The organism is Streptomyces sp. NPDC007991, assembly GCF_042958445.1.
Taxonomy (GTDB): domain Bacteria; phylum Actinomycetota; class Actinomycetes; order Streptomycetales; family Streptomycetaceae; genus Streptomyces.
Genome location: NZ_JBIBJD010000002.1, coordinates 604,596 through 627,513, shown reverse-complemented (window position 1 = coordinate 627,513; position 22,918 = coordinate 604,596). Strand labels below are relative to the sequence as shown.

Sequence of the window (22,918 nt, the reverse complement as noted above, 5' to 3'; positions counted from 1 at the left end):
ACGCAACGGAGAGGCTCGCCGGGGAGGGAAAACCTCGGCGAGCCTCTCCTGCTGTGTGCGCGTCAGCCGGCCTGCTCAGACCTCCTGCCGCACCGGCCGCCGCCGCTGGGACCACCACATCCCGGCCGCGCCCGCCGCGAGCAGCGACGCACCGGCCGCGCCCAGCGGCAGCAGAGCACGCGCCGGACCGGTCTTCGGCAACTCCTTGCCGCCAGGTGAGTCCGGCTTGCCGGGGGAGACCGGCTTGTTGTCGGTGCCGAGCAGCAGCGGCGTCGCCGGTGCGTCCGGCGACGGATTCGTCGTGCCGAACGGCACCGGGCCCTGCTGCCAGAGCGTCTTCTTCCCGTCGCCCGTCTGCACGGACAGACAGATCTTCCCGGCTTTGCCCAGGTCGTACGTCGCGTCGACGGCGTACGACGTCGACTCACCGGCCGCGAGATTGCCGACGGGGCAGCGGAAACCGCTGTTCGAACCCTCCGGAAGATTCATCTCCGCAATCCGGGAACACCCCTGGACGCTCTTGACGGTGAGCCCGTCGAAACCGACGACCAAAAGGAGGACCTTCCCGCTGTACTTGTTCCCGTCGTTCTTCACCGTGGCGGTAAGCGCTGTCCTTCCCGATCCGTTGTCGACCGATATCTTCTCGGGCAGCCGCGTGGTCAGCTTCACCCCCGCCGGTGCCTCGTCAACGACCTTTCCTCCCTTGCTGCTCCCGGGCCCTTCGTCTTCCGCTCCGGCCGTTCCGGAAAGGATCACCACGGCCGAGAAGGATGCTGCCACCAGCGATCCCGCGACCGCCGCCGTCCGACGAGAACTCATGTTCGCCCCCCCCTTTGCGTCCCCCTGAACTGCCCTGGCCTGCACCAGAATTCGCAGTACTGAAAGAGCTACCACAATATTTCCCGGCACTATCCTGGTACGGCACGAAGTGTGACCGTTGTGTCGGGTAATGCGAACGTGGGCGGTGTTCCAGGGGCATTGGTGACGGGGCGTTATCGGCTGGTCGAATGTATCGGCAACGTCGTACACCACCCACCACCGGCGGCGTGCCCTCACCCACCGTCGAAGGCACATCCAGGCCGCGGAGCCTGCCGCCGGGCGTGCCGGCTTCACGGTGCTGCGATCGGCAACGGAAAAGCCCCCCGTTCACGACGAACGGGGGGCACCGGCGAAGGGCCGGGGGTCGGTCAGTCGACGGAGACCTCGTCGGCGGCGGCCCGCCGTCCCCCGAGGACCTTCTCCTTCACGAAGGCGACGACGAGGACGAGCGCCGCGACGAGCAGCGACAGCAGCATGGTCTCGCGCCCGTCGTGCTCGGTGTCGGTGAGCATGTACCCGAGGATGAACACGATCAGGGCGGCCGTCGCCCAGGTCAGGTACGGGTACAGCCACATCTTCACGACGAGCTTCTCGGGCGCCTCGGCCTGGATGATCTTCCGCATCCGCAGCTGGGAGAAGCAGATCACCAGCCACACGAACAGGGCGACGGCGCCACTGGAGTTGACGAGGAAGAGGAAGACGGAGTCCGGGAACTTGTAGTTGAAGAACACGGCGACGAATCCGAACGCGACGGACGCGAGGATCGCCGTGCGCGGCACGCCGTTGGCGGTCGTCCGGGCGAAGCCCTTCGGCGCGTCACCGCGCTGGCCGAGCGAGAAGGCCATGCGGGAGGCGGTGTAGAGGCCGGAGTTGAGACAGGACAGTACCGAGGTCAGCACGATGAAGTTCATGATCTGACCGGCGTGCGGAATACCGAGGGAGTTGAGCGCGGCGACGTAGGAGCCGTCGTCGGCGATGGACTTGCTGTCCCACGGCAGCAGGGACACCACGACGAAGATCGAGCCGAGGTAGAACACGGCGACACGCCAGATGATGCTGTTGGTGGCCTTGGTGACGGCCTGCTGCGGGTTCTCGGACTCGCCGGCGGCCAGGGTGGCGATCTCGCTGCCCATGAAGGAGAAGACGACGAGCAGCACACCGGTGAGGATCGCCCCGGCACCGTGCGGCAGGAAGCCGCCGTGCTCGGTGAGGTTGCTCAGCCCGGCCTGCTCACTGTCCACACCCGGCAGGATCCCGAACACGGCCAGCCCGCCGATGACGATGAACGCGGCGATCGCGACCACCTTGATCCCGGCGAACCAGAACTCGAACTCTCCGTACGACCCGACGGAGACGAGGTTGGTGGCGGTGAGCACCAGCATCACGATCAGGGCCCAGGCCCACTGCGGCACGGCCGGTATCCACCCCTCGAGGATCACCGCACCGGCGGTCGCCTCGACGGCCAGCACGACCACCCAGAAGAACCAGTACAGCCAGCCGATGGAGAAACCGGCCCAGGACCCGAGTGCGCGGTCGGCGTGCGCGGAGAAGGAACCCGACGTCGGGTTGGCCGCCGACATCTCACCGAGCATCCGCATGACCAGCACGACGAGCGTGCCGACGAGGGCGTACGACAGCAGGATGCCGGGCCCGGCGGTGGCGATACCGGAGCTGGACCCGACGAACAGGCCCGCCCCGATGACGCCACCGATGGCGATCATGGACAGATGCCGGCTCTTGAGCCCGGCCTGGAGCCCGGAGCCGTCACCGGGCTCTGCGGGCCCTCCGGGTTCGCTTCCTGTCGTCTTCAGAGTCGGCTGCGAAGTCATGGAACGGATTTCCTTTGCGCCGGGGAGCTGTTCGCTCGTACGAGCGGTGTACGAGCCGGTCCAGTGAATCGGAGGCGAACAAATAGGAGAACCTTTGAATCCAGATTGTTACTTGAGGTTTTCCTGAGCTTCTGTAATCCGGCTCACACTCACGTCAGGTTTTCGTGAGCGACACCCCGCGCGCCTGCCCCGAAACACCCGTGTCACACTCGACCCATGCGCGTGTACCTCGGCTCGGACCATGCGGGCTACGAACTCAAGAACCACCTCGTCGAGTGGCTGAAGAAGGCGGGTCACGACCCCGTCGACTGCGGGCCGCACATCTACGACGCCCAGGACGACTACCCGCCCTTCTGCCTCCGCGCCGCGGAGCGGACGGCCGCGGACCCCGACGCCCTCGGCATCGTCATCGGCGGCTCCGGCAACGGCGAGCAGATCGCCGCGAACAAGGTCAAGGGCGTCCGCGCGGCCCTCGCCTGGAGCGAGGAGACGGCGGCCCTGGGCCGCCAGCACAACAACGCCAACGTCGTCGCGGTGGGCGCGCGCATGCACGCGCAGGACGAGGCGACGGCGTTCATCGAGACGTTCCTCAACACGCCGTTCTCCGGTGACGAACGTCACATCCGCCGAATCGACATGCTCAACGCATACGAGTCAACGGGCGACCTCCCGCCCATCCCACCCCACCACCCCCAGCAGTAATCCCCCCAGCCCCTGCCCAAGCCCTGCGACCAGGCGCCCACCCCGAACTCCGACCCCCCGGAAACAGGCCTCCGGGGACTCCAGCACCGGAGCCGGGGGCGGGGCCCGGCGTCTGAACGGACGTGGGGGTAGGGGGCCGTGCGTGAGCGGGAGTGAGGGTAGGGCGCCGAGCGTCCGAGCCGACGTGGAGGTGCGGCGCCGAGCGTCCCAACCGACGTGGGGGTAGGGCGCCGAGCGTCTGAGCTCTCGGGGGTACGGCGCCCGGGCCGACCACTGCCGTCAGGTCCCGGCCCACCACAGCCGTTCCGAGGGTCCGGCCACACCACGGCTGTTCCGGGGGCGCGGCCCCACCACGGCCGTTCCGCGCAAACGGGCCCGACGTGCATCCGGGCCTGTGTGGGGGCGAGGGGCGCAGCCCCCTTGTGGGGTGCAGGGGACGCAGTCCCCGCCGGGGTCCGGGGCGGAGCCCCGGGTCCTTTCGACTCCAGCCTCTTGAGGAACTGCGTCGGGTGGGTGGGTGGGAAAGTTCCCCCCGGGGTCCGGGGCGGAGCCCCGAGGCTTTTCGACTCCAGCCCCTTGAGGAACTTCGACCTCAGCCCCTTGAGGAACTGCGTCGGGAAACCGGGTGAGAAGGCAAGGCGACAATCACAGGAGGCACTCGTACCCATGCCAGAAGGCCACACCATCCACCGCCTGGCCCACGACTACGCCACCGCCTTCCTCCGCACAACCCCCCGCATCACCAGCCCCCAGGGCAAGTTCACCGCCGCCGCCACCCTCCTCACCGGCAGGGAACTCACCCACACCGAAGCCCACGGCAAACACCTCTTCCTCGGCTTCCGCGACACCGACTGGATCCACATCCACCTCGGCCTCTTCGGCAAGGTCACCTTCACCCGCACCCCCACCCCCGCGCCCCCACCCACCGACACGATCCGCCTCCGCCTCGCCGACGACACCACCTGCGTCGACCTCCGCGGCCCCACCACCTGCGCCCTCATTACACCCCCGGAGAAGCAGGCGATACACGACCGCCTCGGCCCTGACCCCCTCCGCGACGACGCCGACCCGGACACCGCGTACCGCCGTATCTCCCGCAGCCGTACGACCATCGCCGCCCTCCTCATGGACCAGAAGGTCATCGCCGGCGTCGGAAACGTCTACCGCGCGGAGGTCCTCTTCCGGCACCGCGTCGACCCGTACCGCCCCGGCAAGGACATCACCCCACCCGAGTGGCACGCGCTCTGGACCGACCTGGTCGAGCTCATGCACGAGGGCGTCCGCACCAACCGCATCGACACGGTCCGCCCGGAACACACCCCGGAGGCGATGGGCCGCCCACCCCGGCTGGACGACCACGGCGGCGAGGTGTACGTGTACCGCAGGGCCGCCCAGCCCTGCCACATCTGCGGCGGCGAGATCCGCACCGCCGATCTCGCCGCCCGCAACCTCTTCTGGTGCCCGACCTGCCAACGCCCGTGAAAAACGAGGTCCTTGAACCCCGCCCTCAGAACCCGTGCGGCAACCACGGCGCCGCCATCCCGCCGCTCCCGAACCCCAGTGACGCCTCCGCCAGCGCCCCCGGCCGCACCTCCCGCACACGCCCCGCCGCCCCCAGCGCCCCGAGGCTCACCCCACCGAGATACGCCGCCCCCAACTCCCGTACGGACAGCGCGACATCCGCCGCATCCGCCGTACGCTCACAGGACGCCCCCTTCGCATCCCCGCTGAGCCGCCAACGCCCGGCGTTCCAGGGACAGAACGCGTCCTCCACCTCGAACACCACGTCCACCGGCGTCTGATACGTCCGCGCCTCCAGCGCGGCCCCGACCTCCACCAGCCGTACGTACAGCGAATCCCGCAACCGCGGCTGACACCGCCGTATGTCGGACACCATGTACTTCCACGCGTCGTCGACCGGCCGCCCCCGCATCACCAGCGTCGACGTCAGGTCGATACCGAACAGGAACCGCAGCAGCGCCGCGTCCGCCGCGGGATCCAGCGCGGCCGAGTTCTCCAGCGTCACCGTGCCGTTGGCGCCGGTGTACTCCCAGCCCGGCTTGACGCGGTACCGCGCGTACCCGACCGCCTCCCCGTCCCGCTCGGCGAGGACGCACTGCAGCGGCGACGCCCCGTTCCGCCCGCTCTCCGGATCGAGTATCCCGACCCGCTCCCAGCCGGGCTGCCGCGCCAGCATCCCCGGACGCGACGGCACCAGCCGCGCGTACACGGCCTCGCACACGTCGACGACCTCGGCGGGATCGGCGTAGCGCAGGCGTACGTCGTCCGTGCCCGCCGGCAGCGAGGCCAGCCGGACCCGGCTCGTGTCGATCTCCGCGTTCAACTGGAAGCTGGCCGCGCCGTATCCGAACCGGCCGTAGATCGCCGGCTCGGAGGCCGTGAGCACGGCCAGCGGCTCACCCCAGGAACGGACGTCTTCCAGCTGACGCCGCATCATCGACGTCAGGACACCGCGCCGGCGGTGCGTGGCCGCCACGCTCACCATCGTGACGCCCGCGGCCGGCACCGAGGCCCCGCCGGGCACGGTGACCCGGAAGGAGAACGCCCCCGCCGTCCCCACACAGGCGTCCCCGTCCCACACACCGAGCGAGCGGTCGCACTCGGTCAGCGAGTCCCACAACTCCCGCTCCTCGGCGGGCTCGGGCACTCCGCCGAAGGCGCGGACGAGGGTGTCGTACCACTTGTCCCAGTCGTCCCGCCGAAGCACCCGCAGGCTCGCCGCGGAGCCGGTCGTGTCAGTCACCATGTCCCATGCCTACCAGGGCAATGCGGGGCGAGCGAGGGAATTTCCCCCGGCCGCAGACAGGCACCGCCCTGTGAAGTTCACTGAAGTTCACTGTGAAGTCGGCGCTCGGACGGGGGACAAGTAGGACCTCCCGTGCCAAGTGGCCGGTCCGATGGATAGGGTCCCGAACTAATGGCAGCAGGACGAGAGCGGCGCGCGGAAGCCGAGACGTTCACGGCCCGGTTGAAGAAGCAGTGGCACCGGGTCCTCGTCGGCGTGCGCCGAGCCGCCGTGGACTACTTCCGCGGCGACGGCTCGGACTGGATCGCCCTGGCCGGCCTGCTCCTGATGGTTCCGGTGATCGCGGCGGCGACGCTGGCGAACTCGGTGTGGTTCTCGCCCGCCGCGCTGGTCCTGCCGGTCGTCGTGGGCGGCCTGGTGCTACGTCCGGCGAGCCTGCTCGGCCTGTACGCGGCGGCGGCCACGGCACTGATCGTGGAGTCGGTGCGGCTCGGTCCCTACACGGAAGGCCCGTCCAGGGTCAGCCCAGGTGTGGTGCTCGTGGTCGCGGCCTGCGGTTTCTTCGGGCTGCTGCTGGCCCAGTTCCGCAGCCGGGTCGGCGTGCCCTGGCGGCGCGGCGGCACCATGCTGTTCGACCTGCGCGAACGCATCCGGGTGCAGAGCAAGCTGCCCCCGCTGCCGGACGGCTGGCACCGGGAGATGGCGCTGCGCCCGGCGGGCGGCCAGTCCTTCTCGGGCGACTTCGTGGTGGCGGCGCGCACCAACGGCGGCCGCACACTGGAGGTCGTCCTCACCGACGTCTCCGGCAAGGGCATGGACGCGGGCTCCCGCGCGCTGCTCCTGTCCGGCGCGTTCGGCGGCCTCCTGGGCTCCCTGCCGCCGCACGCGTTCCTCCCGGCCGCGAACGGCTATCTGCTCCGCCAGGACTGGGACGAGGGGTTCGCGACCTCCATCCATCTGGTCCTCGACCTGGACTCCGGCGACTACGAGCTCTACTCCGCCGGCCACCCGCCGGGCCTCCAGCTCAGCGCCGGCAGCGGCCGCTGGGAGGAGAAGACGGCCGAGGGCCCGCTCCTCGGCGTGTACGACGGCGCCCAGTTCGACCCGGTGAAGGGCACGCTCCGCCCGGGCGACGTGCTGATGCTGTTCACGGACGGCCTGGTGGAGACCTCCGACCGCGACATCGTCGAGGGCATCGACCGCCTCACCGGCGAGGCCGACAGGTACGTGGCGGGCGGTTTCCACGGCGCGGCCTGGCACCTCATCGAGGCGGTGGCCAAGGACGTCAACGACGACCGGGCGCTGCTGCTGATCTGCCGGGAGGGCCCGACGGCCGCCGCGGCCCGCTGACGTGCGCTGCTCCAGATGCACACTGGTGCCGTGACCGAGACACCCCGCACCCCGCTGACCCTGGCCCAGGTCGAGGCCACCGCCCGCGCCGCGCACGCCGGTCAGACCGACAAGGCCGGACGGCCCTACGCCGAGCACCTCCAGGCCGTCGCGGAGGGCGTACGGGCGCGGGGCGGTGACGAGGAGCAGATCGCGGCGGCCTGGCTGCACGACGCCGTCGAGGACCACGCGCTCTCGCCCGGGTGGCTGCGCGAGGCCGCGCTGAGCAGCCGTACCAAGGACATCGTCCTCGCGCTCACCAAGCGGGCCGGGGAGCCGCCCGAGGCGTACGCCGCCCGCATCCTCGCCACGCCCGGCGCGCTGCTGGTGAAGGAGTCGGACCTGGCGCACAACGCGGACCCCGCCCGCCTCGCGGTCCTCGACGAGGCCACCCGGAAACGACTGACCGAGAAGTACACGCGGATGCGCGCACTTCTCGGTCTTGTCGGATGAACTCGGGGATGGGCGTCAGGCGTTGACCTTCTCGCGCTCGCGCTCGCGCCGCTCGGCGCCCTGGCGCTCACGGGCGGCCTCGGCCGCGTCCCGCTTGAAGGCCCACTCCATCGCCGGCTCCATCGCGAACCGGAAGACCCGCCGCACCGGCTTGGTGCACAGCACCGTCACGACGGCGGCCGCGGCGACGGTCACGGCGATCTCACCGAGCGGCCGGTGCATCCACGCCGGCTCGAACCAGCCCTGGTAGTCACCGGCCTTCACCAGGAAGCCGTGCAGCAGGTAGCCGTAGAGCGTGCCGGCGCCGAGCGCGGTGAACCACATGTGACGGCGCGGCACCCAGGCGAAGAAGCAGGCGGTCAGCACCAGCGAGCAGCCGAACATCGCGAGCACCATGACCGGGCCGGTCCACCACGGCGCGCCCAGCTCCTGGGCGGCGTCCCGGTGGTAGAACCACGCGGTGTTCATCCGCGGCACGGCCCACCAGCTGAAGGCCAGCGCGGCGGCGAACACGGGCACCGAGGCGATCCGCACGGAACGCCGGCGCACCATGTGGAAGTGCTCGGGCTTCATCACCAGGCCCAGCACGAAGAACGGCAGGAACTGCAGGACCCGCTGGAGGTCGAGGTCGTCGCCGATCTCCGGGCTGACGGTCGCCAGCATCGCGAGGCCGAGCGCGAGCGGCAGTGGCCAGCGCGCCATCTTCCAGATGGGGGTGGTCAGCCGCCAGATGAACAGCGCGACCAGGAACCAGGTCAGGTACCAGGGGTCGAGGAGGCTGATCTCCTGGTGCGGATCGTTGTCGATGAACCGCTTGAAGAGCGGGTAGGCCGTCTCGAAGATGATGTACGGCACGGCCACGCCGGTGATGAGGCGCTTGAGCCGGTCGGGCCGCATGTCGAAACTGCGCGAGAAGTAGCCGGAGATGATGATGAAGGCCGGCATGTGGAACGCGTAGACGACCTGGTACGCGGCCTCGAGTATCCGGCTGTCGCCCTTGAGCGGCTCCCAGGCGTGGCCCATGGCGACCAGCACGATCGCGAGGTACTTGGCGTTGTCGAAGAACGCGTCGCGCTGCTTGCCGTTCTGCTTCTTCTGGGGGCTCTGCGGCGCGCGCGGGCTCGGCACTCCGTCGGCAGAGGACTGTGCCGGGGGAAGTGGCGCCCTGCGGTCGCCGTTCGGTCGCAGCGAGTTCGTCACAGACCCTCCCACCAGGAGCTCGGGGAGACGATCCGGGACCTCGCTGCGCTTGCGGGGGACGAGGCAGCGTGGAACATCTGAGGCACCCTAGCGTTCCCTGCGGCTATTCGTAAAACGCCGGATGTGAATCCTGGCTATTCACTGTGGGTACCCCGGATTTCGGGCAGTTGACGTCCTTGCGGGAGTGATGGTCAACACATCAAGGGATGGTGGGCTGTGCTCCTCGCGCCCGCCCTGCTTGTCCTGACACTTCCGGACTAAGCGGCGCATAAGACCAGCAGGCGACTCCGGCGGAATGTCCACTTCCGTGCCTCTCCGGAGCCTGCCCGCAGGGCCGTTGAGGAACTTGCGGGGGCAATTCGAATTACCTGCGAACGCATTGTGTGGACACGGAAACGATCCGGTCGAATTCACTGCGAGGGTGGTGCGTCGAAATCCCGTACGAGTCCCCGCCGTTCGGCCCCTGGCCCCGGGCGCCGCACACCGGTCCCGACACGAGTGAGGTGGTCGATGCCTCACGACCCGCATAGCCCGGCCGGGTTGGTGGCACGATGGTTCTGGCGGGGTGCGCGGGGTCGCGTCCCCGGGCCGGGAGAGCGGACCGACCGAGGGTGTGATCAGTTGTGGCCATTTCACTGTCTGTGGTGCTGCTGTTGGCGATCATCCTTGTGGTGTTGCTGAGAGGGGGATCCATCAAGGCAGGGCCCGCGATCGTGGCGATCCTCTTCGGCTTCTTCCTCGCCTCGACCGGCATGGCCCCCCCCATCCAGCGATTCCTCAACTCGATAGCGGAGACCATCAACTCCATCAGCTTCTGACCCGCGGTGCGTCCGGAGGCGTTCCTCCCGACCAGGGGACAGTGCGTGACGGGGGGCGTACGGGGATGGCGCTGCGCGACGTGGACCCGTCGGATGTGGGCGGCTACCGCATCGAGGACCGCCTCGGCTCCGGCGGCATCGGTGTGATCTACGCCGGCCCCTCGCGCCCAAGGTCGTGCACGGCCAGTACGCCGACGACGAAGAGTTCCGCGCCCGTTTCCGCCGCGAGGTGGCCGCCGCCCGCAAGGTCGGCGGATCCTTCACGGCCCCCGTCGCGGACGCGGACGCCGACGCGCCACGCTCCAGGATTCCACGCCCTCCATACCAGGCGCAGCGCCTCAGCCCCCACTTTCACGAGCACGGCCGCTCCCGCTGCCCCGCCCGCGCGGACTCACCGCCGTCCTGGCCGAGGCGCTGCGCGACATGCACTCGCGCCGGAGTCGTCCACCGCGATCTGCAGCCGGCCGACGTGATGCTCGCCGACGACGACGGCATCTCTCCGCGCCGCCGAGTCCGCCACCTCCGACGTCCTCATCCGGACGAGTTCGCGTCCCCCAGGACGTCGGGCAGATCGCCGACGTCTTCTCCCTCGGCTCCGTCCTGACCCAGGCTGCCACCCGCCGCTCCCCTTCCACAGCCCGAGCCCCTACGAGACGGCTCCGCGGGTCGCCGAGGGCGAGCCGGAGCTCTCCGGCGTACCGAACGAACCCCACCGCGCACGACCCGCTCACCCTGCTCCGCGACGGCAGCGCCTCCGCCGGCCATCCCCGGCCCGACGCGGCGGGCGCCGAGCAGGACGAAGGGCATCCCCACCGCCCCGGCAGAGCCCGGACGGAGCGAGACGAACGGCCGCACGCCCCGCCCGCGACGCCAACGCCGCCGTCTACGCCGACCTCCGCTCCCGCCCCCGACGGCCGCCGCAAACGCCGCCTGCTGCTGATCTCCACCGCCCTGACCGCCGTACTCGCCGCAGTGGTCGTCACCACCGTCGTCCGCACGGGCGACGGCGACCCCACCCCTCCTCCACCGCCTCGTGGACTGGTGTGCGCCGGTGCCCAGATCATGGCGACCCGCTGCGATCTCGCCGGGGGCCGCAACACCTGGTCCCGGTTCGTCGACCCCACGGCTCCGGACGGCCTGTCCGCGGCCGAGGGCGCGATCATCGGCACGGACCACGGCCGCGGCTACGCCTGCCAGGCGGACGAGCGACAGCCGGCGGGCGGCGCCGGCCCGCTGTTCACCCACACGGTCGCCACCTGGCCGCCGACACCGGCGAGGTCCGCTGGAAGCGCCCGAAGCCCAAGGTCGCGGACGACTGCCGACTGCGCGTCGCGGCCAGGCGCGCCTACCTGGTCCACGGAACCGTCTCCTTCACCCGCACCGGCGGCGGCGTCAGCGCGGTCTCGCCGCACACGGGCCGGACCCTGTGAACCCGCGCACCCGCGGGACCGCCTCGCGAACACCGAAGGCCCGGACAGAGGAGAACCTCTCGTCCGGGCCTTCGGCCTGAAGAGCGGGCGACGGGAATCGAACCCGCGTAGCTAGTTTGGAAGACTAGGGCTCTACCATTGAGCTACGCCCGCACAGCGCGCGCCGCAGGTCGGGGGACCGCGGCACTGAAGGCATCGTAGCGGGTCGGGCCCGTCCGTCGCACACCGCATTCCCGCCCAGGCCGACGCGGCACGGACCCCGGTGGAAATGCGGCGGCCACGCCGCCTGGCGGCATGTACCCTACGTGTCGCACCAGACGGGGTGTGGCGCAGCTTGGTAGCGCGTCCGCTTTGGGAGCGGAAGGCCGTGGGTTCAAATCCCGCCACCCCGACCAGCCATCCGGTCACCTCGCGTGATCGTCTCCTGAATCACTCGCGTGATCGCCTTTTGGGCGGTGTAGTCGCTGCCGTTACTATGCAAGCTGCACGCCCGTGTGTCTCATCGTCTGAAGTCCTCCGGGCGGCGAAATCCGCCGGGCCGCTCTGGCACCGGCAGAACCCAAGAAGTCAGCCACAAGGAGACCGAACCGTGAAGAGCGCCGTGGAGACCCTGAACCCGACTCGGGTTCGGCTCACTGTCGAGGTGCCCTTCGAGGAGCTCAAGGACAGCCTCGACGCGGCGTACAAGAAGATCAACCAGCAGGTCACGGTGAAGGGCTTCCGTAAGGGCAAGGTCCCGGCCCGGGTCATCGACCAGCGGTTCGGCCGCGGTGCGGTGCTGGAGGAGGCCGTCAACGACGCGCTGCCGAAGTTCTACACCGACGCCGTCAACGAGGCCGAACTGAACCCCCTGGGCCAGCCCGAGGTCGACATCACGGAGCTGAAGGACGGCGAGACGCTGAACTTCACCGCCGAGGTCGACATCCGCCCCGCGATCGAGATCCCGGACTACTCCGGCATCGAGGTCGAGGTCGACGCCGTCGAGGTCACCGAGGAGGACGTCGACAAGGCGGTCGAGGAGCTCCGCGAGCGCTTCGCCACCACCGCCCCGGTCGAGCGTGCCGCCGAGGACGGCGACGTCGTGACGATCGACCTGGAGGCCAAGGTCGAGGGCGAGGTCCTCGAGGACGGCGTCGCGAGCGGCGTCTCCTACACCATCGGCTCCGGCGAGCTGCTGGACGGCATCGACGACGCCGTGAAGGGCCTGGAGGCCGGTGGCGAGGCCACCTTCACCTCCGAGCTCAAGGGCGGCTCCGCCGCCGGCAAGGAGGCCGCGGTCACCGTCAAGGTCACCCAGGTCGCCAAGCGTGAACTGCCCGAGCTGGACGACGAGTTCGCGCAGCTCGCCTCCGAGTTCGACACCATCGAGGAGCTGCGCGCCGACAGCCGCAAGCGCCTGGAGAACATGAAGCAGTACGACCAGGCCACGCAGGCCCAGGAGCGCGTCCTGGAGAAGCTGCTCGAGCTGGTCGAGGTCCCCGTCCCCGAGAAGCTGCTCGAGGACGAGGTCAACACCCGCAAGCACAACCTCGAGCACCACCAGCTCGGCCAGATGGGTCTGGACCTCGCGAAGTACCTGGAGATCCAGGGCAAGAGCGAGGAGGAGTTCGAGACCGAGACCCGCGACGCCGCGGTCAAGGGCATCAAGACCCAGTTCGTCCTCGACGAGCTCGTCAAGCAGGAGAAGCTCAACGTCAACCAGGAGGAGCTCACCGAGCACCTCATGCGGCGTGCGGCCTCCTCCGGCATGTCCCCCGACCAGTTCGCCCAGGCCGTCGTCGAGGGCGGCCAGGTTCCGCTCCTGGTCGGCGAGGTCGCCCGCGGCAAGGCCCTGGCCGTCGTGGTCGAGAAGGCCACGGTCAAGGACACCAACGGCGAGATCATCGACCTCGACGACGAAGAGGACGAGGCCTCCGCCGATGCCTCCGCCGAGGAGACCCCGGCCGAGACCGCCGAGGAGAAGGCCGAGGAGAAGACCGAGGGCTGAGCCCCCGGGCACTTCGTGACGCCGTGAGGACGGGCCCCGAGACGCACAGCGCTTCTCGGGGCCCGTCGCGTTACCGGCCCCCGAGTCGCTACGCCCCCGGCGAACACTCCCATCTCCGGGATTCCCCGAAGGGACCCGCGCGTTAGGGTCCATGAATACCAGGGCAGTGGAGTCTCCGATACGGCTCCCGCCCCGCAGGGAACACGTGAGACGGCCCGGCGCCGTCGTAAGACGAGCAGGTGGATACGTGACGAATCTGATGCCTTCAGCCGCCGGCGAGCCTTCCATCGGTGGTGGCCTCGGCGACCAGGTCTACAACCGGCTGCTCAACGAGCGGATCATCTTCCTCGGCCAGCCGGTCGACGACGACATCGCGAACAAGATCACCGCACAGCTGCTGCTCCTTGCCGCCGAACCGGACAAGGACATCTACCTGTACATCAACAGCCCCGGCGGTTCGATCACGGCCGGCATGGCGATCTACGACACCATGCAGTACATCAAGAACGACGTGGTGACGATCGCCATGGGCCTCGCGGCCTCGATGGGACAGTTCCTGCTCAGCGCGGGCACCCCCGGCAAGCGCTTCGCGCTGCCGAACGCCGAGATCCTCATCCACCAGCCCTCCGCCGGCCTGGCCGGCTCGGCCTCGGACATCAAGATCCACGCCGAGCGGCTGCTGCACACCAAGAAGCGCATGGCCGAGCTCACGGCCCAGCACACGGGCCAGACGGTCGAGCAGATCACCCGCGACTCGGACCGCGACCGCTGGTTCGACGCGTTCGAGGCCAAGGAGTACGGCCTCATCGACGACGTCATGCCCACGGCCGCCGGCATGCCGGGCGGCGGCGGCACCGGGGCCTGAGAGGTCCCCACGGGGCCTGTGGCGCCCCGTGAGGCCCACGGAGCCCTCCCGGGCCCCCGCGACCCCAGACAGCCCCAGCCGACCGCCTCAGCCCTTTTCAGGAGACACCGTGAACCAGTTCCCCGGCAGCGGGATCTACGACCGTATGCACGCCGTGCAGGACATGCGCGCCGCTCAGGGCGAGTACACCGGCCCGCAGGCCGAGTCCCGCTACATCATCCCGCGCTTCGTCGAGCGCACCTCCCAGGGCATCCGCGAGTACGACCCGTACGCGAAGCTCTTCGAGGAGCGCGTGATCTTCCTCGGCGTCCAGATCGACGACGCCTCCGCCAACGACGTCATGGCGCAGCTGCTGTGCCTGGAGTCGATGGACCCCGACCGTGACATCTCGGTCTACATCAACAGCCCCGGTGGCTCCTTCACGGCGCTCACGGCGATCTACGACACGATGCAGTACGTGAAGCCGGACATCCAGACGGTCTGCATGGGCCAGGCGGCCTCCGCCGCCGCCGTCCTGCTCGCCGCCGGTACGCCGGGCAAGCGCATGGCCCTGCCGAACGCGCGCGTGCTGATCCACCAGCCCTACAGCGAGACGGGCCGCGGCCAGGTCTCCGACCTGGAGATCGCCGCCAACGAGATCCTCCGGATGCGTACGCAGCTGGAGGAGATGCTGGCCAAGCACTCGACCCAGACGATCGAGAAGATCCGCGAGGACATCGAGCGCGACAAGATCCTCACGGCCGAGGACGCGCTGAGCTACGGCCTGATCGATCAGGTCATCTCCACCCGGAAGATGGACAACTCGAGCCTGCGCTGAGGCGAGAGGCTGTATCGTCTGCCGCCCCTTGGCACGGTTTCGGACGGTCCACGTCAAAGTGAACCGCGCCAAGGGGGGCCCGAACGAGGGGCCCGGCAAGGTACCGTCGGACATAAGGCAGCACCAGGAGTCCGCCTGGACGTCGGCGTCCAGGAGTCTCCCAGGCGAAGGGGAAGCACACCGTGGCACGCATCGGTGACGGCGGCGATCTGCTCAAGTGCTCGTTCTGCGGCAAGAGCCAGAAGCAGGTCAAGAAGCTCATCGCAGGGCCCGGTGTGTACATCTGCGACGAGTGCATCGACCTCTGCAACGAGATCATCGAGGAGGAGCTGGCGGAGACCAGCGAGGTCCGCTGGGAGGAGCTCCCCAAGCCCCGCGAGATCTACGAGTTCCTCGAGGGATACGTGGTCGGCCAGGAGGCCGCCAAGAAGGCCCTCTCCGTCGCGGTCTACAACCACTACAAGCGGGTCCAGGCCGGCGAGAACGGCGGGGGGAACGGCCGCGACGACGCCATCGAGCTGGCGAAGTCCAACATCCTCCTCCTCGGCCCCACGGGCTCCGGCAAGACCCTTCTCGCGCAGACCCTCGCGCGGATGCTGAACGTCCCCTTCGCGATCGCCGACGCCACGGCCCTCACGGAGGCCGGCTACGTCGGCGAGGACGTCGAGAACATCCTGCTCAAGCTGATCCAGGCCGCGGACTACGACGTCAAGAAGGCCGAGACCGGGATCATCTACATCGACGAGATCGACAAGGTCGCGAGGAAGAGCGAAAACCCCTCGATCACGCGCGACGTGAGCGGGGAGGGCGTACAGCAGGCCCTCCTCAAGATCCTGGAGGGCACCACGGCCTCCGTCCCGCCGCAGGGCGGCCGTAAACACCCCCACCAGGAGTTCATCCAGATCGACACGACGAACGTGCTGTTCATCGTGGGCGGTGCCTTCGCCGGTCTGGAGAAGATCATCGAGTCCCGGGCCGGCGCCAAGGGCATCGGCTTCGGCGCGCAGATCCGCTCCAAGCGCGAGATGGAGTCCAAGGACCAGTTCCAGGAGGTCATGCCGGAGGACCTGGTCAAGTTCGGCATGATCCCCGAGTTCATCGGCCGCCTGCCCGTGATCACCTCGGTCCACAACCTCGACCGCGAGGCCCTGCTCCAGATCCTCGTGGAGCCGCGCAACGCGCTCGTCAAGCAGTACCAGCGCCTCTTCGAACTCGACGGCGTGGAGCTGGACTTCGAGCGCGAGGCCCTCGAAGCCATCGCCGACCAGGCCATCCTCCGCCAGACCGGCGCGCGCGGCCTGCGCGCCATCATGGAGGAGGTCCTCCAGGGCGTGATGTACGAGGTCCCGTCCCGCAAGGACGTGGCCCGGGTCGTCATCACGGCGGACGTGGTCCAGTCGAACGTGAACCCGACGCTGATCCCGCGGGATGCGCGCGGGCGCGGCCCGGGGGAGCAGAAGACGGCCTAGTCACCCACCGCACGCGAAAGGCGCCCGGCACGTGTGCCGGGCGCCTTCGTCGTTGCCGCGTCAGGCCTTGACGCGGACTTCCTCGCGGGCCTTGGTCGTGAGGTCGATCGCCACGTCCTTGGTGACGCCCTGCGCCGCGTCACCCGGCGACACGAGGGCGAGCGTGCTGTAGTCGGCCCACGCGCAGAACCAGTTGGTCTTCTCCGTCTTTTTCAGCCGGTCCTTCCCCTTGACCGACTGGCACTTCATGACCGCGCCGTCGAGGTCGGCCGCCTCGGGCTCGCCGACCAGCTCGGGCTTGTCGGACCCGGTGGCGGACTCCTTCTCGGCCGACTTCTTGAAGTTGGCGAAGAACAGGTCCAGCGCCGCCTCCGGGTCGGAGATCTCACCGTAGGCACCGGCCACCGACAGGGTCTTGGCCGTCGCCAGCTTCGCCGCGGACGCCGGGTCGTCGGGGTCGTAGTCCTTCGCGTCGATCGTGCTGTAGAGGCCCGTCACGGTCTTGGCGTTCTTGACGCCGCTCTTCTCCAGCTCCGCCGTCGAGTCGTCGCCGGCGGTCAGCCCGTCCTTCGTGGTGCGCTTGTAGTCGGTGAGCACGGTCGCCGGCGTCGTGAGCTTGTGCGGCCCGTCGTCCTCCAGTCCGCCACCGCCCCCGCCGATCACGAAGTACGCGCCCACACCGATCGCCGCGACCACCGCGACCGCGCCGATGACGATGCCCGTCTTCTTCTTGCCGCCCTCGGGCGCGGGCGGCTGGGGCACGCCGTACGGGGCCTGGCCGTAGGGCGGCTGCTGGCCGTACGGGGGCTGCTGGCCGTAGCCCTGCTGCGGCGGGACGCCCTGCGGGGGCTGCTGCGGGTAGCCGTGACCGGGCTGGGGCGGAGGGGCCTGCTGGGGGTAGCCGTAGCCGGGCTGGGGCGCCTGCGGCGGCTGGCCGTACGGACCGGGCTGGCCGTACGGTCCGGGCTGCTGGGGCTGCCCGCCGTACGGGCCCGGCTGGTTGTAGCTCATGTTCTGGGTTCCCCTCCAGATGCTTATGGGTTCGAGACATCCTGGCGCAGACCCGTCGTGTGCATGGCATCGGGGCCCCCACCGTTACACAGCAAACGCGTTTCGGGACGGGGTGGTGACACCCCTAAACTGACCCCCGTGACCGAGAACGCTCAGCAGCAGCCACCAGCGCCCAGCACCGACCTGCCGACCCAGTACGCGCCGGCCGACGTAGAGGGGCCGCTGTACGAGCGCTGGGTAGAGCGGGGTTACTTCGAGGCGGACGAGAAGAGCGACAAGCCGCCGTACACGATCGTCATCCCGCCGCCGAACGTCACGGGCAGCCTGCACCTCGGGCACGCCTTCGAGCACACGCTCATCGACGCCCTGACCCGCCGTAAGCGGATGCAGGGGTTCGAGACGCTGTGGCAGCCCGGCATGGACCACGCCGGTATCGCCACGCAGAACGTCGTCGAGCGCGAGCTCGCCAAGGAGAACAAGTCCCGGCACGACCTGGGCCGTGAGGCGTTCGTCGAGCGGGTCTGGCAGTGGAAGGCCGAGTCCGGCGGGCAGATCAGCGGGCAGATGCGGCGCCTGGGTGACGGCGTCGCCTGGTCGCGTGAGCGGTTCACCATGGACGAGGGCCTGTCCCAGGCCGTCCAGACCATCTTCAAGCGGCTCTACGACGACGAGCTGATCTACCGCGCCGAGCGCATCATCAACTGGTGCCCCCGGTGCCTGACCGCCATCTCGGACATCGAGGTGGAGTACCAGGACGACGACGGCGAGCTCGTCTCCATGAAGTACGGCGACGGGGACGACACCATCGTCGTCGCCACCACCCGCGCCGAGACGATGCTCGGTGACACGGCCGTAGCCGTTCACCCCGACGACGAGCGGTACAAGCACCTGGTCGGCAAGCTGGTCAAGCTGCCGCTGACCGACCGCTCCATCCCGGTCGTCGCGGACGAGCACGTCGACCCGGAGTTCGGCACGGGTGCCGTCAAGGTCACCCCGGCCCACGACCCGAACGACTTCGAGATCGGCCAGCGCCACGACCTCCCGGCTCTGACGATCATGGACGAGCACGCGGTCATCACCGCCCATGGCCCCTTCCAGGGCCAGGACCGCCTGGAGGCCCGCTCCGCGATCGTCGCCGCGCTGCGCGCCGAGGGCCGGATCGTCGCCGAGAAGCGGCCGTACGTCCACTCGGTCGGCCACTGCTCGCGCTGCAAGACGACGATCGAGCCGCGCCTGTCCATGCAGTGGTGGGTCAAGGTCGGCCCGCTGGCGAAGGCGGCCGGTGACGCCGTCCGCGACGGACGCGTCAAGATCCACCCCCAGGAGATGGAGAAGCGCTACTTCGACTGGGTCGACAACCTCCACGACTGGTGCATCTCACGGCAGTTGTGGTGGGGCCACCGCATCCCGGTCTGGTACGGCCCGAACGGCGAGGTCGTCTGCGTCGGCCCCGACGAGGAGCCGCCGAGCGGCGAGGGCTGGCGCCAGGACACCGACGTCCTCGACACCTGGTTCTCCTCCGGCCTGTGGCCGTTCTCCACGCTGGGCTGGCCCGAACAGACCGAGTCGCTCGCGAAGTTCTACCCGAACTCCGTCCTGGTCACCGGCTACGACATCCTCTTCTTCTGGGTCGCCCGGATGATGATGTTCGGCCTGTACGCGATGGACGGCACCCCGCCGTTCCACACCATCGCCCTGCACGGCATGGTCCGCGACCAGTTCGGCAAGAAGATGTCGAAGTCCTTCGGCAACGCGGTCAACCCGCTGGACTGGATGGACAAGTACGGCAGCGACGCCCTGCGCTTCACCCTCGCCCGCGGCGCCAACCCGGGCGTCGACGTCCCGATCGGCGAGGACTGGGTCCAGGGCTCCCGCAACTTCGCCAACAAGATCTGGAACGCGACGCGCTTCGCGATGATGAACGGCGCGACGGTGGACGGCCCGCTGCCCGAGGCGTCGAAGCTGTCCTCGACGGACCGCTGGATCCTCTCCCGCCTGAACACGGTCGTCGCGGAAGTCGACGCGTACTACGACGACTACCAGTTCGCGAAGCTGTCCGACGCCCTGTTCCACTTCGCGTGGGACGAGGTCTTCGACTGGTACGTCGAGCTGTCGAAGACCACCTTCCAGGCGGGCGGCGAGGCGGCCGAGGTCTCCAAGCGCGTCCTCGGTGAGGTCCTCGACGTCACGCTGAAGCTGCTGCACCCGGTGGTCCCGTTCGTCACCGAGACGCTGTGGACCACCCTCACCGGCGGCGAGTCGGTCGTCATCGCCGACTGGCCCAAGGACAGTGGCTTCCGGGACGCCGGCGCCGAGCGCGAGATCGAGAGCCTCCAGTCGGTCATCACCGAGGTCCGCCGCTTCCGCGCCGACCAGGGCCTCCAGCCCGGCCAGCGGGTCCCGGCCCGGCTGACCCTGGACGGCACGCCGTTCGCGACGCACGAGGCCGCCATCCGCCAGCTGCTCCGGCTCCAGCCGGAGGGCGACGCCTTCACGGCCACGGCGACCCTGCCGGTCGCCGGCGCGGAGGTCGCCCTCGACCTCTCCGGCACGATCGACGTGGCGGCGGAGCGCAAGCGCCTCGCGAAGGACCTCGCGGCGGCGGAGAAGGAGAAGTCCCAGGCGAACGCCAAGCTCGGCAACGAGGCGTTCCTGGCGAAGGCCCCCGACCACGTCGTGGACAAGATCCGCACCCGCCTCGCCAAGGCGGAGGAGGACATCACCCGCATCCAGGCACAGCTGGAGCGGCTGCCGCAGGCGTAAGGGTTCGTACGGTCGTCAGGGCCCCGGTGCTGGTCGGCGCCGGGGCCCCGACGCAGTTCAGGGGCGCGGGGAACTGCGCGAGCACCCCCCACGGACCCGCGGTCGTCCACGGGCACGAGCCACCGCAGGCAATGTCAGTCCGTCTCCGTAGACTGGGCCCCGTGAGCGAGCTCCCTCCAGACCACAGCGCCGACGACCAGCCCGACCCCCTCAACACCTTCGAAGAGATCATCGCGGAGGAGACCACCCGCGACCCCGACCTCGCGGTCATCGAGGCCGGCAGCCGAACCCTGCGCACTCAGGGCGGCCCGCCCGACGCCGACATCCCGGCCCGGCCCGCCGACCCCGAGGTCGACAAGGCCCTGCGCGAGGTCGAGGCGGAGCTCGCCACGCGCTGGGGCGAGACCAAGCTGGAGCCCTCCGTCAGCCGCATCGCCGCGCTGATGGACGTGCTGGGGGAGCCGCAGCGGTCGTACCCGTCGATCCACATCACGGGGACCAACGGCAAGACCTCCACGGCCCGCATGATCGAGGCCCTGCTCGGCGCCTTCGAGCTGCGGACCGGCCGCTACACCTCGCCCCACGTGCAGTCGATCACCGAGCGCATCAGCCTGGACGGCGCCCCGATCTCCGCCGAGCGGTTCATCGAGACGTACCAGGACATCAAGCCGTACGTGGAGATGGTCGACGCGTCGCAGGAGTACCGGCTGTCGTTCTTCGAGGTGCTCACGGCCATGGCGTACGCGGCGTTCGCCGACGCGCCCGCCGATGTCGCCGTCGTCGAGGTCGGCATGGGCGGCTCCTGGGACGCCACGAACGTGATCGACGCCGACGTCGCCGTCGTCACCCCCATAGACCTCGACCACACCGACCGGCTCGGCACCACCCACGCGGAGATCGCCGCCGAGAAGGCCGGCATCGTCAAGCAGGGCGCGACGGTCATCCTGGCGCAGCAGCCGGTCGACGCGGCGCAGGTGCTGCTGAAGAGGGCCGTCGAGGTGGACGCGACGGTGGCCCGGGAGGGCCTGGAGTTCGGTGTCGTGGAGCGGCAGGTGGCCGTCGGCGGTCAGCTGCTGACGCTGCGCGGCCTGGGCGGCGAGTACCCGGAGGTGTACCTGCCGCTGCACGGCGCGCACCAGGCGCACAACGCGGCCGTCGCGCTCGCCGCCGTCGAGGCGTTCTTCGGCGTCGGCGCGCAGCGGGCCGAGCCGCTCGACTTCGACACGGTCCGCAAGGCGTTCGCGGCCGTCGCCTCGCCGGGCCGGCTGGAGGTCGTGCGGCGTTCCCCGACGGTCGTGCTGGACGCCGCCCACAACCCGGCGGGTGCCCGGGCGGCGGCCGAGGCGATCGGTGAGGCCTTCCAGTTCAGCCGGCTCATCGGTGTCGTCGGCGCGAGCGGCGACAAGAACGTGCGGGGGCTGCTGGAGGCCTTCGAGCCGGTGTTCGCCGAGATCGTGGTCACGCAGAACTCCACTCACCGCGCGATGGACGCCGACGAGCTGGCCGGCATCGCCGTCGAGGTGTTCGGCGAGGAACGCGTGCAGGTCGAGCCGCGGCTGCCCGACGCGCTGGAGGCCGCGATCACGCTGGCCGAGGAGGAGGGCGAGTTCGCGGGCGGCGGTGTGCTCGTCACCGGTTCCGTCATCACCGTCGGCGAGGCCCGACTGCTCCTGGGAAGGGGCTGAGATCCGTGCGTACGCTCTGTTCCTCGACCCTGATCGGCGAGTTCTTCATCATCGGCTTCGCCGGTCTGGTCGCGATGAAGGATCCCGACCTGTCCCTGACGACCGTGTGGACGGTCAGCGGGGTGGCGATGTTCCTGTGCCTGGTGCTGTGCGGCCTGGTGACACGCCCGGGCGGGGTCGTGCTCGGCTGGGCGTTGCAGATCGCGCTCATCGCGTCGGGCTTCGCCGTGCCGATGATGTACTTCCTGGGCGTGGTCTTCGCGGCCCTGTGGTGGGCTTCCGTGCACTACGGGCGGAAGGTGGACGAGGCGAAGGCGAGATTCGCGGCACAGTCCGGCTCCTCCACACCTGACGCTGCGTAACAGGCGCCCCGACACGCCGGGTAACCTCGTCCCACCGCACAATCTTGACGCATAAGGAGCCCGTCGTGAGCCAGCGCACCCTCGTCCTCCTCAAGCCCGACGCCGTCCGTCGTGGCCTGACCGGCGAGATCATCAGCCGCATCGAGCGCAAGGCGGGCTGGTCGATCACCGCGCTGGAGCTGCGCACCCTGGACCAGGACACGCTGGAGCAGCACTACGGCGAGCACAAGGGCAAGCCCTTCTACGAGCCGCTGGTGGAGTTCATGGCCTCGGGCCCGGTCGTCGCGATGATCGTCGAGGGTGAGCGGGTCATCGAGGGGCTGCGCGCGCTCGCCGGCCCGACCGACCCGATCGCCGCGGCCCCGGGCTCCATCCGCGGCGACTACGGCGTCATCGTCCGGGAGAACCTGATCCACGCCTCCGACTCGGAGGAGTCCGCCGAGCGCGAAGTGAAGATCTTCTTCCCGGGCCGCGCCTGAGGGGAAACGGTGGGAGAAGTCTGGGGGCCGCGGCTCCCGGACTTTTCTGGCATATGCGTGGCGATCGAGGGAA

General features: G+C 69.6%; 18 protein-coding genes and 2 tRNA genes. 14 read left to right on the top strand and 6 right to left on the bottom strand.

Features of this window, described 5'->3' with window-relative positions; genetic code table 11:
* Nucleotides 1-75: 75 nt before the first annotated feature.
* Together ACFZDA_RS06925 and ACFZDA_RS06920 are read right to left on the bottom strand one after the other, a co-directional pair.
* On the bottom strand, nt 76-819 hold the full coding sequence (locus ACFZDA_RS06925) for a hypothetical protein (RefSeq protein ID WP_391075996.1): 744 nt from the start codon (nt 817-819) through the stop codon (nt 76-78).
* 368 nt (nt 820-1,187) lie between these two features.
* On the bottom strand, nt 1,188-2,648 hold the full coding sequence (locus tag ACFZDA_RS06920) for an amino acid permease (protein WP_391075993.1): 1,461 nt from the start codon (nt 2,646-2,648) through the stop codon (nt 1,188-1,190).
* A gap of 216 nt (nt 2,649-2,864) precedes the next feature.
* On the opposite strand from ACFZDA_RS06920, the gene ACFZDA_RS06915 reads away from it, so the two are divergent.
* On the top strand, nt 2,865-3,350 hold the full coding sequence (locus tag ACFZDA_RS06915) for a ribose-5-phosphate isomerase (protein ID WP_391075990.1): 486 nt from the start codon (nt 2,865-2,867) through the stop codon (nt 3,348-3,350).
* 666 nt (nt 3,351-4,016) lie between these two features.
* Nucleotides 4,017-4,832, top strand: coding sequence for a DNA-formamidopyrimidine glycosylase family protein (locus tag ACFZDA_RS06910; protein WP_391075987.1), 816 nt, complete (start codon nt 4,017-4,019; stop codon nt 4,830-4,832).
* 25 nt (nt 4,833-4,857) lie between these two features.
* Here the strand turns inward: ACFZDA_RS06910 and ACFZDA_RS06905 are convergent, their stop codons facing one another.
* The gene (locus ACFZDA_RS06905) at nt 4,858-6,117 is read right to left on the bottom strand and encodes a GNAT family N-acetyltransferase (protein ID WP_391075984.1); all 1,260 of its coding nucleotides are present in this window, start codon (nt 6,115-6,117) and stop codon (nt 4,858-4,860) included.
* Between the two features lie 171 nt (nt 6,118-6,288).
* Here ACFZDA_RS06905 and ACFZDA_RS06900 point away from each other — a divergent pair, with 171 nt between their 5' ends.
* Together ACFZDA_RS06900 and ACFZDA_RS06895 are read left to right on the top strand one after the other, a co-directional pair.
* Nucleotides 6,289-7,467: a SpoIIE family protein phosphatase gene (locus ACFZDA_RS06900; protein WP_391075981.1), complete on the top strand. Its 1,179-nt coding sequence runs from the start codon at nt 6,289-6,291 to the stop codon at nt 7,465-7,467.
* A gap of 30 nt (nt 7,468-7,497) precedes the next feature.
* Nucleotides 7,498-7,959: an HD domain-containing protein gene (locus ACFZDA_RS06895; RefSeq protein ID WP_391075978.1), complete on the top strand. Its 462-nt coding sequence runs from the start codon at nt 7,498-7,500 to the stop codon at nt 7,957-7,959.
* A gap of 15 nt (nt 7,960-7,974) precedes the next feature.
* Here ACFZDA_RS06895 and ACFZDA_RS06890 read toward each other — a convergent pair whose 3' ends face one another.
* On the bottom strand, nt 7,975-9,087 hold the full coding sequence (locus ACFZDA_RS06890) for an acyltransferase family protein (RefSeq protein ID WP_391075975.1): 1,113 nt from the start codon (nt 9,085-9,087) through the stop codon (nt 7,975-7,977).
* 695 nt (nt 9,088-9,782) lie between these two features.
* On the opposite strand from ACFZDA_RS06890, the gene ACFZDA_RS06885 reads away from it, so the two are divergent.
* The gene (locus ACFZDA_RS06885; protein WP_391075972.1) at nt 9,783-9,977 is read left to right on the top strand and encodes a hypothetical protein; all 195 of its coding nucleotides are present in this window, start codon (nt 9,783-9,785) and stop codon (nt 9,975-9,977) included.
* A 1,512-nt stretch (nt 9,978-11,489) separates the two neighbouring features.
* Here the strand turns inward: ACFZDA_RS06885 and ACFZDA_RS06880 are convergent.
* Nucleotides 11,490-11,560: transfer RNA gene (locus tag ACFZDA_RS06880), tRNA-Gly, on the bottom strand.
* A gap of 165 nt (nt 11,561-11,725) precedes the next feature.
* Here ACFZDA_RS06880 and ACFZDA_RS06875 point away from each other — a divergent pair.
* The 5 genes from ACFZDA_RS06875 (at nt 11,726) to clpX (ending at nt 16,545) form a co-directional block, all read left to right on the top strand.
* Nucleotides 11,726-11,802, top strand: a tRNA-Pro gene (locus ACFZDA_RS06875).
* A gap of 194 nt (nt 11,803-11,996) precedes the next feature.
* Nucleotides 11,997-13,394 carry a trigger factor gene (gene tig, locus ACFZDA_RS06870; protein ID WP_391075969.1) on the top strand — a complete coding sequence of 466 codons (1,398 nt, stop codon included), beginning with the start codon at nt 11,997-11,999 and terminating at the stop codon, nt 13,392-13,394.
* 259 nt (nt 13,395-13,653) lie between these two features.
* Nucleotides 13,654-14,259, top strand: coding sequence for an ATP-dependent Clp protease proteolytic subunit (locus ACFZDA_RS06865; RefSeq protein ID WP_010041894.1), 606 nt, complete (start codon nt 13,654-13,656; stop codon nt 14,257-14,259).
* Between the two features lie 109 nt (nt 14,260-14,368).
* Nucleotides 14,369-15,076: an ATP-dependent Clp protease proteolytic subunit gene (locus tag ACFZDA_RS06860; protein ID WP_086560987.1), complete on the top strand. Its 708-nt coding sequence runs from the start codon at nt 14,369-14,371 to the stop codon at nt 15,074-15,076.
* 182 nt (nt 15,077-15,258) lie between these two features.
* Complete coding sequence (gene clpX / locus ACFZDA_RS06855) at nt 15,259-16,545, top strand: ATP-dependent Clp protease ATP-binding subunit ClpX (RefSeq protein ID WP_020271910.1); 1,287 nt, start codon at nt 15,259-15,261, stop codon at nt 16,543-16,545.
* 60 nt (nt 16,546-16,605) lie between these two features.
* Here the strand turns inward: clpX and ACFZDA_RS06850 are convergent, their stop codons facing one another.
* Entirely contained in the window at nt 16,606-17,556 is a 951-nt protein-coding gene (locus ACFZDA_RS06850) for a hypothetical protein (RefSeq protein WP_391075965.1), read from the bottom strand.
* 138 nt (nt 17,557-17,694) lie between these two features.
* Between ACFZDA_RS06850 and ACFZDA_RS06845 the strand changes: the two genes are divergently transcribed.
* From ACFZDA_RS06845 to ndk, 4 genes are all read left to right on the top strand, one after another.
* Complete coding sequence (locus tag ACFZDA_RS06845; protein WP_391075962.1) at nt 17,695-20,319, top strand: valine--tRNA ligase; 2,625 nt, start codon at nt 17,695-17,697, stop codon at nt 20,317-20,319.
* Between the two features lie 161 nt (nt 20,320-20,480).
* Nucleotides 20,481-22,004 (top strand): glutamate ligase domain-containing protein, encoded by a 1,524-nt coding sequence (locus tag ACFZDA_RS06840; RefSeq protein ID WP_391075959.1) that lies wholly within the window; start codon nt 20,481-20,483, stop codon nt 22,002-22,004.
* 5 nt (nt 22,005-22,009) lie between these two features.
* Nucleotides 22,010-22,366, top strand: a complete 357-nt coding sequence (locus ACFZDA_RS06835; protein WP_391075956.1) for a DUF4233 domain-containing protein — start codon at nt 22,010-22,012, stop codon at nt 22,364-22,366.
* A gap of 65 nt (nt 22,367-22,431) precedes the next feature.
* Nucleotides 22,432-22,845 (top strand): nucleoside-diphosphate kinase, encoded by a 414-nt coding sequence (ndk, locus tag ACFZDA_RS06830; RefSeq protein ID WP_391075953.1) that lies wholly within the window; start codon nt 22,432-22,434, stop codon nt 22,843-22,845.
* Nucleotides 22,846-22,918: the final 73 nt, after the last annotated feature.